Below are 12,919 nucleotides of genomic sequence, written 5' to 3'. Positions count from 1 at the left end.
ATGGCCCGTTTCACAAAATCAACTTGCCTCACGCCGCTGGCGCTGGCGGCCGCCTTGCTGCTCAGTGGCTGCGCCAGTTTCAGCCCCGATGGCGGCATGCAGACGGTGTCCGCGCTGGCCGACGCCCGCACGGGCGCGCCCGCAGCGCTGGCCGACAAGGGGGGCGGGGAAAGACTCGCTGCCCTGCTGGCCCAGCCCCTGGACGCGGACAGCGCCGTGCGCATCGCCCTGATGAACAACCACGGCATGAAAGTGGCGCTGGCCGAACTGGGCGCGTCCGAAGCGGACCTGGTGCAGGCGGGGCGCTTGCGCAACCCGGGCCTGTCGTTCGGCCGCTCGCACGGCAGCCATGGCAATGAAATCGACCGCAGCGTCAGCTTCGACCTGGCCGGCTTGCTGACCATGCCGATGCGCGTGAACATCGAGCGGGGCCGTTTTGAACAGGCCAAGCTGCAGGCCGCCAGCAGCGCCGTGCAACTGGCGGCGGACACGCGCCGCGCCTACTTCAACGCCGTCGCCGCCGTGCAGACGGAAGCGTTCATGCAGCGGGCGCTGCTGTCGGCCGAGGCGGGCGCCGAACTGGCCACGCGCTTGCAGCAGGCGGGCAACTGGAGCCGCCTCGACCAGGCGCGCCAGCAAGTGTTCTACGCGGACGCCGTCGGCGACCTGGCCCGCGCGCGCCACCAGGCGACGGCCACGCGCGAACACCTGACGCGCTTGCTGGGTCTGTGGGGCAAGCAGACCAGTTTTACTCTACCGTCGCGCCTGCCCGACTTGCCGGCCCAGGCGGTGGAGGCGGGCAATATCGAGGCGCAAGCGATGGAGCAGCGCCTCGACGTGCAAAGAGCGAAACTCGACGCGCAGGCGACGGCCAGCGCGCTGGGCCTGTCGAAGGTGACGGGTTTTATCAACGTGCTCGACGTGGGCTACACCAACAAGAGCACGAGCGAGGCGCCGCGTGAAAACGGTTACGAAGTGTCCTTGGAGTTGCCCCTGTTCGATTGGGGTTCGGCGCGCAACGCGAAGGCGCAAGCGCTGTATGAACAGTCGCTGCAGCGCACGGCGGGCACGGCCGTACGGGCCCGCTCGGAAGTGCGCGAGGCCTATTCCAGCTACCGCACGGCCTACGACCTGGCACGCCACTACCGCGATGAAGTCGTGCCGTTGCGCAAGACCATCTCGCATGAAGTATTGCTGCGTTACAACGGCATGCTGGCCAGCGTGTTCGAACTGCTGGCCGATGCGCGCGAACAGGTCGCCAGCGTCAACAGCGCCATCGAGACGCAGCGCGATTTCTGGATCGCGCAAACGGAATTGCAAGGCGCCATCAATGGCAGCGGCCCAGGTGTGGCAACTGCGACAAAGGAATAATGATGATTACACGTAGAAACTTTTTCATGAACGCGGGCGCCGTCGCCCTCAGTGCGGCAGCGGTGAGCCGTGTCGGCGCGGCGTCGCTGCCGGAAGCCGTCACGATGGCCGGCGCGGAGACGAAAGCGCCGCCACCGCCGCCAAACGGTCGTCCCTACAATCCCGTCGTCACCCTGAATGGCTGGTCCTTGCCCTGGCGCATGAACAACAACGTCAAGGAATTTCATCTGGTGGCCGAACCCGTCGTGCGCGAACTGGCGCCCGGCATGATGGCTAATCTGTGGGGCTACAACGGCCAGTCGCCAGGGCCCACCATCGAAGTGGTGGAGGGCGACCGCGTGCGCATCTTTGTCACCAACAAATTGCCGGAACACACGAGCGTGCACTGGCATGGCCAGCGCTTGCCCAACGGCATGGACGGCGTCACGGGACTGACCCAGCCGGGCATCGCCCCGGGTAAAACCTTTGTGTATGAATTCGTCGCCAGGCGGCCCGGCACCTTCATGTACCACCCGCATGCCGATGAAATGACGCAGATGGCCATGGGCATGATGGGTTTCTGGGTGACGCACCCGAAAGACCCGAACTTCATGAAGGTGGACCGCGATTTCGTCTTCTTGCTGAGCAACTACGACATCGATCCGGGCAGCTACACGCCGAAGATCATGACCATGACGGATTTCAATCTGTTCACCTTCAACAGCCGCGTCTTCCCCGGCATCGATCCCATGGTCGTGCGCCAGGGCGACAAGGTGCGCGTGCGCGTCGGCAATTTGACCATGACGAACCACCCGATCCACATGCATGGCCACGAATTCGAGGTGACGGGCACGGATGGCGGCTGGACGCGCCCCGAGTCGCGCTGGCCCGAAGTGACGACCGATATTGCCGTCGGCCAGATGCGCGCCGTCGAATTCACGGCCACGGACCTGGGCGACTGGGCCTTCCACTGCCACAAGTCGCACCACACGATGAATGCCATGGGGCACGACGTACCGACCATGATCGGCGTCGACCACCAGGGCGTGGCGGCGAAGATCAACCAGCTCGTGCCAGGCTACATGGTGATGGGCGAGCGGGGCATGGCCGACATGGGCGAGATGCAGATGCCGATCCCCGACAATACCTTGCCGATGATGGCGGGCGACGGCCCGTTCGGCGCCATCGGCATGGGCGGCATGTTTACCACGGTGAAGGTGCGCAAGGGTCAGAAGCCGGGCGATTACCGCGACCCCGGCTGGTACAAGCACCCGGCCGGCAGCGTGGCCTATGAATGGACGGGCGCCTTGCCGGAACCCGTGCGCGGCCAGGGGACGGGCAAGTTGCCGGCCAAGGGGAGCGTCGAGATGACGGTGCGCAAACCTGGCGCGCACGCGGGTCATTAACGGGGGGCCGCCAGGCCCATGCCCGAACGGCTTGCCTAGCATGGCAAGCCGTTTTGCATGTTGTTATAAATCAAGGAATTGTTATTTGGTGACAATCCGAGCATTTTAGTGACTGTTTTTTCCTTATATTCAAGCCATACGCTTGAATTATTGGCTATCGTCTTGCCTGGGAGGAAACATGTTGAATCAAATGAAAGTGGGGACGCGCCTGCTCGCGGCATTTTTTTGTGTCGCGCTGATGGGGGCCATCGTGGCCGGCATCGGCATCTTCAACATGGGCAAGATCGATACCATGGCGGGGCAGATGTACAACCATGAATTGCTGGGCTTGTCGTACATCAAGGAAGCCAATATCGCCTTGATCAAGGTGGGCCGCGCGCGCAGCAATTTCTTGCTGGCGACGACAGCCGAGGAGCGCGCCACGCGCCAGGCCGACATCGCCAAATTCCTCGATATGAATAAAAGCTACCTGGCCAAGGCCCAGCCGCTGTTCGTCACGCCGGCCGCCAAGGAACTGTTTGCCCGCTTTGCCGCCGTTGAGGCCGAGTACGCCACCACCATGCAGCAGGCGCTGGCGCTGGCCGCGGGCGAACCGCTGACCCAGCGCAGCGCGCAGCTGGTCGAACTGCTCAACAAGACGCGGCTGCATGCCGACGAGCTTGACGGCGTGCTGGATCAGCTCTCGCTGCAGAAAGAAGAGCGCGCCAAGGCGGCCGCCGAGCAGGCGTCCGGCGTGTACCAGGCCAGCCGCAGCTTCATGCTCGCGCTGGTGCTGGGCAGCATGGCGGCAGGCCTGGCGCTGGGTGCGCTGATCACGCGCGGACTGACGCGCCAGCTGGGCGGCGAACCGGCATATGCCGTCAAGATCGCCGGCGCCATCGCCGACGGCGACCTCACCGTGGATATCCGCACGGCCAGCCATGACAGCGCCAGCCTGCTGTTTGCCATGAAAACCATGCGCGACAAGCTGGTGGGCATCGTCAGCCAGGTGCGCTCGGGGACGGACACCATCAACACGGCCTCGGGCGAAATCGCCCAGGGCAACCTCGACCTGTCGTCGCGCACGGAAGAGCAGGCCAGTTCGCTGGAAGAAACGGCGTCGTCGATGGAACAGCTGACGTCGGCCGTGCGGCAGAACGCAGATAACGCACGCCAGGCCAATGCGCTGGCCGGTGCCGCCTCCGACGTGGCCGGCAAGGGCGGCGCCGTGGTGGGGCAGGTGGTGCAGACCATGGAGTCGATCAACGCGTCGTCGCGCAAGATCGTCGACATCATCAGCGTCATCGACAGCATCGCTTTCCAGACGAATATCCTGGCCTTGAACGCGGCCGTGGAAGCGGCCAGGGCGGGCGAGGAGGGGCGGGGCTTCGCCGTCGTCGCATCCGAAGTGCGCAATCTGGCACAACGCTCGGCCAGCGCCGCCAAGGAAATCAAGACCCTGATCGGCGATTCCGTCGAGCAGGTGGAAATCGGTTCCAGACTCGTGCATGACGCGGGCAAGACGATGGATGAAGTGGTCGCCAGCGTGCGCCAGGTGGCCGACATCATGCAGGAAATCACGGCCGCCAGCACCGAGCAAAGCGCCGGCATCGAGCAAGTCAACCAGGCCGTGCTGCAGATGGATCAGGTGACGCAGCAAAACGCGGCCCTGGTGGAGGAGGCGGCCGCCGCCGCCGCATCGCTGCAGGACCAGGCGCAGACCCTGACGGAACTGGTGGGCGTATTCCGCCTGCATGCCCAGGCCGAACGTATCGCCGTGCCGGCAGCCAGCAATGTCACGCCGCTGCGCCGGCCGGCGCCGCCCGCCAGGCAGGACGTGCGGCGCCTGGCCTGAGCCCGGCGGGCTCGGGCGCAATCGGCGCGGCTGCCGCTGGCCACCGCCATCGGCCTGCCGCGCGGCTTGGTTGTGCCTCTGGGCAAGCTGTGGCGAGATTGCCACGGTGTTCCCTATGTGTCCTTGCGAACAAACAGCGTGGCGCACAAGGTCTACAATTGCGGCATAACTGATAAAAGGAGTGTCCCCATGAAAACCCTGATTCTTGCCGCCGTCTTGCTGTCGGCCGCCACCGCTGCCATTGCCCAGGTCGGCGTATCGGTCAGCATTGGCCAGCCCGGCTTTTACGGACGCATCGACGTGGGCGACTATCCCGCGCCGCAATTGATCTATGCCCAGCCTGTCATCGTGCAGCGCCCGCAATACTATTCGGCCCGTCCCATCTATTTGCGCGTGCCGCCCGGCCATGCGAAAAACTGGTCCAAGCACTGCCGCAAGTATAATGCCTGTAACCAAGAGGTGTATTTCGTCCAGGATAGTTGGTATAACAACCAATATGTGCCCCGTTACCGCCAGCAGCATGGCGACCATGGCCGTCCCGATTACGGTGACCGCGGCCGTCATGACAACAAGCATGACAAGCATGACAAGCATTTTGACAAGCATGATGACAAGCGTGGCAAACATGACAACAAGCATGATGGCAAGCCGGGCAAAGGCCATGGCAATGGTCATGGCAACGGGCACAGGGATTAACAAGCAGGAGGATCTTTGCACAGTAAAATCGTTATCGTAGGTGGCGGCGCAGGCGGCCTGGAACTGGCCTGCAAACTCAGCCGCAAGCTCGGCCCCGGCCAGGTTACCCTGGTCGACAGCCGCCTGTACCATATCTGGAAGCCGTCGCTGCATGAAGTGGCGGCCGGCACCCTGGACATTCATCAAGAGGGCCTGTCGTACCAGATGCTGGCGCATGACAATGGTTTTACCTATGTCTATGGCCCCTTGATCGGGCTCGACGACGCGTCGAACAGCCTGACCGTGGGCGCCATCGCCACCGACAAGGATGAACAGCTCTTGCCGCAGCGCCAGGTCAGCTACGACCAGCTGGTGCTAGCCGTGGGCAGCACCTCGAATTACTTCGGCGTGCCCGGCGCCAAGGAAAACACGATTTCCCTGAATGCCACGGAAGACGCCGAACGTTTTCGTCTGACCCTGCTGAAACTGCTGGCCATGGCCGAGCAGCGCCAGGGCGACGCGGGCCATCCCGGCGTCGACATCGTCATCATCGGCGGCGGCGCCACGGGCGTGGAACTGGCGGCCGAATTGCGCGAAGCGAGCGGCGTGTATGCGGCGTATGGTTTCCAGAATCTGAACGCCATCAAGGATGTGCGCATCACCCTGCTCGAAGGGGCGCCGCGCATCCTGGCGCCACTGCCCGAGCGCGTCTCCATCGCCGCCTCGAAACTGTTGCACAAGCATGGCATTACCGTGGTGACCGATACGCGCGTCACCACGATCGAGGCCGACAAGGTGACGGTGGCCAGCGGCACCAGCTATGCGGCCGACATCTGCGTGTGGGCCGCCGGCATCCGCGCGCCCGAATTCCTGTCGACCTTGGGGCTGCCGACCAACCGCGCCGGCCAGCTGGAAGTGACGGGCATGCTCAACGTACAGGGCCACGCGAACATCTTCGCGCTGGGCGATTGCGCCGCCTGCACGGGGCCCGATGGCAAATTGGTGCCGCCGCGCGCCCAGGCTGCCCACCAGCAAGCCGACTACCTGCTGAAAACCTTCCTGTTGCAAGCGAAGGGCAGGCCGCCGCAAACCAAGCCCTACGAATACCTGGATTACGGTTCGCTCGTGTCGTTCGGCCGCACCACGTCGGTGGGAACTCTGATGGGTTCGCTCAAGGGCCTGAGCTGGTTCGTCGAAGGGTTTGTCGCCCGCATGATGTATGTCAGCCTGCACCTGATGCACCACAATGCCGTGCTGGGCAGCGTGCGCACGGCCGTCATGGCCATGGGGCGTTTCCTGATCAAGCGCAGCACGCCGCAGGTCAAGCTGCATTAACTCAGATTGTATCCGATCAGAAAGGGGCCGCAAGGCCCCTTTTCTATTTGCCGCGCGCGAGGGGCACCGCTTCGCAGCGGCCCCGCGTCATGGGGAAATCGATGGTGGTAAGCTTGCCCTTCAAGGTGCCGGTGATGCTGGCATGCAAGATGCGCTCGCTGTCGTGGCGGTAGGTGATGCGGCTGGGGAAGTCATTGTCCAGGTTGGCGAAGATGAATTCATTCGGCCTGTCCTGGCGCAGCAGATTGAAGATCACGGGCGGCTGGCCCGACGGCTGCACGATGTAAGCCAGCTGGCCCGGTTCCGTCAGGCGGATCTGCACGAATTCAAAGGCGGCCGTCTTTCCGCCCTTGACGGTGCGGCTGGTGCCGAGGATGGTGCCGCCGGCGGCCGTGCTCCATTGCTCTCCGGAACCGGGCTCGGCGCCGTCAACGTTCCAGCAGCCGGCCAGCCAGGCCAGCTTGTCCACGGTTTCCGGCGGCGGCACGGTTTTGTCGGCGGCCTGGGCGGCGCCCATGGCCAGCAGCCCGGCCAGCAGGGCGGGGATCAGTCGTTGCATGCAGTCTCCTGTCGTCGAATCGTTCAGCGGGGCAGGGCTATTCCTTCGGACGAACACGCGGCAAGACGACGGTCAGGGCCGTGCCGCCTTGCGGATTGGCCGCCAGGCTCAGGTTGCCGCCCAGGTAATGCACGCGCTCGCGCACGGAGCGCAGGCCGTGCTTGCTCATTTCGACGGGTTCGCTGGCCGGCAGCCCCACGCCGTTATCCTTGACCGTCATCATCAGCGCTTCGTCGTTGTCGTCGATGATGATGTCCACCTCTGTGGCGTTGGCGTGCGTGGCGATGTTGCCGAGCGCTTCTTCCAGGGTGCGCAGCAGGGCCACGCCCACGTTGCGCGGGCAAATCAATTCATCTTCGGGCAGGCTGCAGCGCACGGTGATCTTGTGCTGTTCGGCAAATTGCGCGGCCAGCTCGCCCAGCGCCACATTCACGCCGAGAAACTCCAGCTTGTCGTTCCACAGCTTCATCTGCATTTGCCGGTTGGTTTCAATCACATTCAGCAGCAATTGCTTCATGGTCGCCGCGCGGTCGAGCAAGGCTGTTTCCTGGGGCATCTTTTGCGTCAGCAGCGACAAGTGCATGGTCAGCGCCGTCAGCGAGGAACCGAGGCTGTCATGCAGCTGGCGCGACAGGGCGCGCCGTTCATTGTCCCAGCTGGTGTTGACGTGACCGAGCAACTCGCTGAGATCGGCGGCGCGTTCCGCATCGGCCTGGGCCGCTTCCTTGTTCGGATCTGTTTGTGCGGACATAGCGCCCCGTGAATGGTGAAAGGTGGACCAAATTCAAGTGGTGGATCATACATGAGGATTTCATCGCAGGGCGCATGGATGGAAAATTTCTGTCTTTTCGGCAATTTTAATCTCCTTCCATCATTTTTATGTGACAGACAATATTTTCATTTGCGCCAGCAGGCATGGTTGCTGTCGTTACGTACGGCTGCGCACATACCGGGGTGCTCTACGCTGCCATAGTGGGGCTGTGCATCCCCATGCAGCATAGCCGCCACGCGGCGCAGGGCGCGGCACAGGCCCGCTTACCGAAACGAAAGGACATGCCATGAATATCGATACCATCGTCGACAAGGAATACCTCGACAAAAGCTTCCGCGACATCGTCAATGCCCCCATCAGCGCCTTGCGCGGTGTCAGCGCGAAGGATGCCAAGGCCTTGCAGCAGGCGTTTGGCGTGACTACCGTACGCGAACTGTCCAACCTCAATTTCGTCAAATGGGCCAGCGCGCTGGCCATCCTGGCCGATGAAGAGGGCATGAGCGGCGAAGAGCGGGCCAAGGAAGAGCTGCTCGACGACGCCGTGGAAATGACCTTCCCCGCCAGCGACCCGATCTCAGTCGATGCCGGCATCACGCGCATCGAAGTGCCGCCGGAAACCGTGAATGCGCAAACGGATCACCAGCATGCGGGCCAGCATGAAGTGACGGCCGGCAAGAAATAAGCCTCCCAGGCAGAAAAAAACCGGCTGGCCGTGAGGCTTGCCGGTTTTTTCATGTGCCGCGCGCAGTAACCATTCAGGCGATCGACGGGATGCTGCTTTTCTGCATGCTGACCTGCGACGCGATCACTTCGTGGGGCGAGCAGCAAAAGCGGTTCTTGCCGGCGCGCTTGGCTTCATACAGGGCCGTGTCGGCCGCGCCCAGCAGGGATTCGACGGTGCTGGCGTGTCCGGGTAAATGGCGATGCCGATGCTGGTCGACAGGCGCAAGGTCAGGTCGTTGATGAAGTACGGCTCGGAAATGACTTCGATCAGCTTGGCGGCCGGTTCGCGCGCGTCGCCCTTGCCGGCCAGGTTGCCCAGCACGATGACGAATTCATCGCCGCCGATGCGCGCCACCGTGTCTTCCTTGCGCGACGCGCCCATCAGGCGGCCCGCCACCATTTTCAGGATGTCATCGCCATAGCCGTGGCCGTAGCTGTCGTTGATGGCCTTGAAGCCGTCCAGGTCCAGGTACAGGATGGCCGACTTGCTGCGGCTGCGGGCCGATTGCTGCAGGGTATGCTCGATGCGGTCTTCCAGCAGGCGCCGGTTCGGCAAGCCCGTCAGAGGGTCGTGCAGCGCCAGTTCCTGCTGTTGCTTGCTGTATTGCGCCAGTTCCTTGTACAGCAGGCGTACTTCCAGCATGTTGTGGATGCGCTTGTGTACTTCCATCAGGTCGAACGGCTTGCTGATGAAGTCGCGCGCGCCCGCTTCCAGGGCGGCGATCTTGAAACTCGGTTGCGCCGTCAGGGCCAGCACAGGCAGGTAGCCGCCATGTTCGATTTCCTTCAAGCCTTTCATGACCTGGAAACCATTCAGTTCCGGCATTTGCAGATCCAGCAAGATCAGGTCGTAGCAATGCTCGCGGTGCAGGGGGCAGACCTGGGCCGGACGCATGGTGGCCATGACGTTGGTGTAGCCGGCATCGCGCAGGATTTCCAGCATCAGGTCGACATTGTCGGGTGAATCGTCGACGACCAAAATTTTGGCTTTCAAAATTTCATCTTGGCTGGGCATGTAGGGTCTCGGTTAATACGGTCTATGCAACGCTGGCTTCTACCGCTGATGATCGGCTGGCGGCGGTGGGAAGATAGTAGCGCCTTGCAATAAGATAGGGCGCACAACAGCGCTTGAACTCGCTTCTGCCACTGATGGCAGCCACGGCTGCCTGTTTCCTGCCTGCCGTGCAGGTATTTCTGCATTTCAGTGTAGCAAACTTTAGCTTAGTTGCTTGTAGGACAGTGCCGCGTCTGAAAGTAGGAAGGCCAACCCACAAAAATAGTCATTTTGTTTTGCACTATGTATTTCTTTGCATCATCTTTTTAAGGGCGGGGCCATGACGCGCGCAGCGGCCAGTTGCGCCACGGCCGCCACCAGTTCGGCCGGGTCGAGCGGTTTCGAGACCCAGCCCTGGAAGCCGCTGGCCAGCGCCCGCTGGCGATCTTGTGGTTGTGCAAACGCCGTCAGCGCCAGCGCGGGCAAGCGGGCCGCGTCCGGGGACGCGTGGGTACGGACTTGCGCCAGCAAGTCGAAACCGTCGGCATCGGGCATGCCGATGTCGCTGACCAGCACATCCGGGTGTACCTGGTCCAGCAGTTGCAGCGCTTGCGCCACGCTGCCGGCGCTGTGCACTTCGGCGTTGTTGTCGCGCAGGATGCGTTCCATCAGTTCGCGCGCATCGGCTTCGTCATCGACCAGCAGGACCGTGACGCCGCGCAAGTCAAGGCTGGCGGACAGGTCGCCGTCCTTCAGGCGCGCCGGCGCGGCCGGCGTCCCCAGGGGCAGGCGCACGGTAAAGCTGGCGCCCTGCATGTCACCGGCGCTGCTGACCGTGACCGTGCCGCCATGCTGCTCCACCAGGTGCTTGACGATCGCCAGTCCCAGCCCCAGGCCGCCGTGCCGGCGCGTGGTCGAGGCGTCGGCCTGGCGGAAGCGGTCGAACACGTGGGGCAGGAAATCTTTCTTGATGCCGACGCCGTTGTCGGCCACCGTGATGGCCAGGCGCGACGCTTCGCGGCACACGCCGATATCGACCCGTCCCCCTTGTTGCGTGAACTTCAGGGCATTCGACAGCAGGTTCCAGATCACTTGCTGGATACGGCTGGGGTCGCCCGTGATGCTGCCTGCATCGCTGGCGATGTTGCTGTGGATGACGATGTGCTTGGCGTCGGCTGCCGGACGCAGGGTTTCGATGGCCGAAGCGATGATGTTGGCGGGCACGATGGTTTGCAGGTCGAGCAATACCTTGTCGGAGGTGATGCGGCTCATGTCGAGCAAGTCTTCGATCAGTTGCGCCTGCGCGCGCGCATTGCGTTCGATGCTTTGCAGGCCGCGGTGCAGGTCGGCCTGGTCGCGCGTGCCGCGCCGCAGCACCTGGGCCCAGCCCAGGATGGCCGACAGGGGCGTGCGCAGTTCATGCGACAGGGTGGTGAGAAAATCGTCTTTCAGCTGGTTCGTGCGCTCGGCCTCGGCGCGCGCCTCGCGTTCGCTGTCGAGCAGCACCTTGCGCTCTTCGGCGGCGCGCGTGGCGGCCGCGTACAGGCGCGTATTGTCGAGCGCGACGGCGGCCTGGGCCGCGATGGCCGAGACGATGCGTTCGCTGCGCGCACTGAACATGCCCGCCTGCGGATGGCCCAGCAGCAAGCGTCCCAGCAACAGGCCCGAGCGCGAACTGACGGGCAGGCTGAGGCAGCTGCGCAGCGGCGGCGCGCCGTCGGTGCTGGCATCGGGCGCGGCCAGCAAGTCGTTCTGGCGCATGACCGGTCCCTGGCGCAATTCCGTGGCGATGGCCTCGGCCTGGCGCAGGCTGATGCCGTTGACGGCGCGCGCCGAGGGGTGGGCCTCGCCCGCATCGTCATAATAGAAGGCGCCGAAGCGCGCGCCGCTGATGCGCGTGGCCGCATCGACGGCTTCCTGCAGCAGGGCCGGCAAGTCCAGGGTGCTGGCCAGGGCCGCGCCCGTATTGTTGAGCAACTCGAGCACGCGCGTTTCATCGCGCAAGGCTTCCTGCGCGCGCTTGACCTGGTCGACGTCGGTGCTGGTGCCAAACCAGCGCAGCAGCTGGCCGCCCCGGTCGCGCACGGGATTGGCGCGCGTCAGGAACCAGCGGTACTGGCCGTCGGCGCCGCGGATGGGGAACTCCATTTCGAAGGGCGTGCCGTCGCGCAAGGCGGTCTTCCAGGCTTGCAGCATGGGCGGCAGGTGCTGCGCGTGATAGGCGATGCTCCAGCCGTCGCCCGCCATCTGTTCGGCGCTGGTGCCCGTGTAGTCGTGCCAGCGCTGGTTGTACCAGGCAATGGTGCCGTCGAAGCTGGCGATCCAGGCCAGTTGCGGGATGGAATTGGCCAGTGCGCGCAAGTCTTCCTCGCTGTGGCGCAAGCTTTCCTCGGCCGCCTTGCGCTGGCTGATGTCCTGGATATACGTGGTCAAGCCGTCGCTGGAAGGGAAGATGCGCACTTCCAGCCAGCGCCCCAGCGGCAGATACAGCAGTTCGAAGCTGCAGCTATGCTGCTGCGCCATGGCGCGCCGGTACTGCGTTTCCAGTTCCGTGCCCGACAGGTCGGGGCAGGCTTGCCACAGGCTGCTGCCCGCCAGGCTGGCGCCAGACGGACGCTGCGGCGCCAGCATATCGGCGCCGCGTGTATTGATATAGCGGATGGTCCAGTCGCGGTCGAGCAGGCAAAAGCCGTCGGTGATGCTTTCCAGTAAGTTGCCCAGGCGCTCGTCGGAGAGGCTCAGCGGCGCTGATGGGGGAAGCAGATATTGCTTGCTGTCATGCATGGCCATCGGAAATCCTGCAACAGTGAGTCTGCCGCACGGGCTCTTGCCCCTCCGGGCCGCCGCCGCTAAGCTCAGTGAGTGGGGCATGATGGAATTACCCGCCGTCATGCATTCGGGGAGGCACAAGCGCCCCTGTCTGGCTGGTATTGTAGCCCCAAGCGGCGCGCCGCCACCGCACGCTTGCGCGCCGCCTGCAGATAGCACTGGACAGGCTGGAAAGCAGTCCCTATAATCCCGCTTCTTTCGAGACAGCAACTTCTCGATTCGCTGGATGCCCCTGTGAAAGCAGAAGTGTCCTTCGATAAAAAGGCGCAAGCTTTTTGGCAGTGAAAAGGTGGCGGATCATGCGGGGCGGTATTCTGCAAAATCAGCTAAGCGATTGAAAAATCGAACTTTTCAAAGCGAAATGAATACGCTATAATGTTTGCCTGCGCGGCTGTAGCTCAGCTGGATAGAGTACTTGGCTACGAACCAAGGGGTCGTGGGT

Annotated in this window: 9 protein-coding genes and 1 pseudogene; 6 read left to right on the top strand and 4 right to left on the bottom strand. The window is 63.4% G+C overall.

Going from position 1 to position 12,919, the window contains the following annotated elements:
• The 5 genes from AC54AF_RS10235 (at position 1) to AC54AF_RS10215 (ending at position 6,600) form a co-directional block, all read left to right on the top strand.
• Positions 1 to 1,371, top strand: a complete 1,371-nt coding sequence (locus tag AC54AF_RS10235) for a TolC family protein (protein WP_496636457.1) — start codon at positions 1 to 3, stop codon at positions 1,369 to 1,371.
• A 2-nt stretch (positions 1,372 to 1,373) separates the two neighbouring features.
• The gene (locus tag AC54AF_RS10230; RefSeq protein ID WP_496636456.1) at positions 1,374 to 2,756 is read left to right on the top strand and encodes a multicopper oxidase family protein; all 1,383 of its coding nucleotides are present in this window, start codon (positions 1,374 to 1,376) and stop codon (positions 2,754 to 2,756) included.
• Between the two features lie 178 nt (positions 2,757 to 2,934).
• Positions 2,935 to 4,590 carry a methyl-accepting chemotaxis protein gene (locus AC54AF_RS10225; protein ID WP_496636455.1) on the top strand — a complete coding sequence of 552 codons (1,656 nt, stop codon included), beginning with the start codon at positions 2,935 to 2,937 and terminating at the stop codon, positions 4,588 to 4,590.
• A gap of 189 nt (positions 4,591 to 4,779) precedes the next feature.
• Positions 4,780 to 5,286, top strand: a complete 507-nt coding sequence (locus AC54AF_RS10220) for a hypothetical protein (RefSeq protein ID WP_496636454.1) — start codon at positions 4,780 to 4,782, stop codon at positions 5,284 to 5,286.
• Between the two features lie 15 nt (positions 5,287 to 5,301).
• Positions 5,302 to 6,600 carry an NAD(P)/FAD-dependent oxidoreductase gene (locus AC54AF_RS10215; protein WP_496636453.1) on the top strand — a complete coding sequence of 433 codons (1,299 nt, stop codon included), beginning with the start codon at positions 5,302 to 5,304 and terminating at the stop codon, positions 6,598 to 6,600.
• A gap of 43 nt (positions 6,601 to 6,643) precedes the next feature.
• Here AC54AF_RS10215 and AC54AF_RS10210 read toward each other — a convergent pair whose 3' ends face one another.
• Positions 6,644 to 7,159 carry a DUF6265 family protein gene (locus AC54AF_RS10210; protein ID WP_496636452.1) on the bottom strand — a complete coding sequence of 172 codons (516 nt, stop codon included), beginning with the start codon at positions 7,157 to 7,159 and terminating at the stop codon, positions 6,644 to 6,646.
• 37 nt (positions 7,160 to 7,196) lie between these two features.
• Entirely contained in the window at positions 7,197 to 7,910 is a 714-nt protein-coding gene (locus tag AC54AF_RS10205; protein WP_496636451.1) for a sensor histidine kinase, read from the bottom strand.
• Between the two features lie 307 nt (positions 7,911 to 8,217).
• Here AC54AF_RS10205 and AC54AF_RS10200 point away from each other — a divergent pair, with 307 nt between their 5' ends.
• Entirely contained in the window at positions 8,218 to 8,613 is a 396-nt protein-coding gene (locus tag AC54AF_RS10200; protein WP_099378684.1) for a hypothetical protein, read from the top strand.
• Between the two features lie 73 nt (positions 8,614 to 8,686).
• On the opposite strand, the pseudogene AC54AF_RS10195 reads toward AC54AF_RS10200, so the two are convergent.
• Both AC54AF_RS10195 and AC54AF_RS10190 read right to left on the bottom strand, forming a co-directional pair.
• Positions 8,687 to 9,669, bottom strand: a pseudogene (locus tag AC54AF_RS10195) (response regulator).
• Between the two features lie 297 nt (positions 9,670 to 9,966).
• On the bottom strand, positions 9,967 to 12,438 hold the full coding sequence (locus tag AC54AF_RS10190; protein WP_496636450.1) for a hybrid sensor histidine kinase/response regulator: 2,472 nt from the start codon (positions 12,436 to 12,438) through the stop codon (positions 9,967 to 9,969).
• Positions 12,439 to 12,919 lie beyond the last annotated feature (481 nt).

The sequence above is a fragment of the Janthinobacterium sp. JF4 genome (assembly GCF_059617925.1).
The sequence above is the reverse complement of the archived record's forward strand: the minus strand, read 5'-3'. Positions and strand labels throughout refer to the sequence as shown.

Excerpts from the sequence above, each read along its gene's own strand:
- AC54AF_RS10205 (WP_496636451.1), bottom strand. The coding sequence starts at position 7,910 with ATGTCCGCACAAACAGATCCGAACAAGGAAGCGGCCCAGGCCGATGCG.
- AC54AF_RS10200 (WP_099378684.1), top strand. The coding sequence starts at position 8,218 with ATGAATATCGATACCATCGTCGACAAGGAATACCTCGACAAAAGCTTC.
- AC54AF_RS10235 (WP_496636457.1), top strand. The coding sequence starts at position 1 with ATGGCCCGTTTCACAAAATCAACTTGCCTCACGCCGCTGGCGCTGGCG.
- AC54AF_RS10225 (WP_496636455.1), top strand. The coding sequence starts at position 2,935 with ATGTTGAATCAAATGAAAGTGGGGACGCGCCTGCTCGCGGCATTTTTT.
- AC54AF_RS10230 (WP_496636456.1), top strand. The coding sequence starts at position 1,374 with ATGATTACACGTAGAAACTTTTTCATGAACGCGGGCGCCGTCGCCCTC.
- AC54AF_RS10210 (WP_496636452.1), bottom strand. The coding sequence starts at position 7,159 with ATGCAACGACTGATCCCCGCCCTGCTGGCCGGGCTGCTGGCCATGGGC.
- AC54AF_RS10190 (WP_496636450.1), bottom strand. The coding sequence starts at position 12,438 with ATGGCCATGCATGACAGCAAGCAATATCTGCTTCCCCCATCAGCGCCG.
- AC54AF_RS10220 (WP_496636454.1), top strand. The coding sequence starts at position 4,780 with ATGAAAACCCTGATTCTTGCCGCCGTCTTGCTGTCGGCCGCCACCGCT.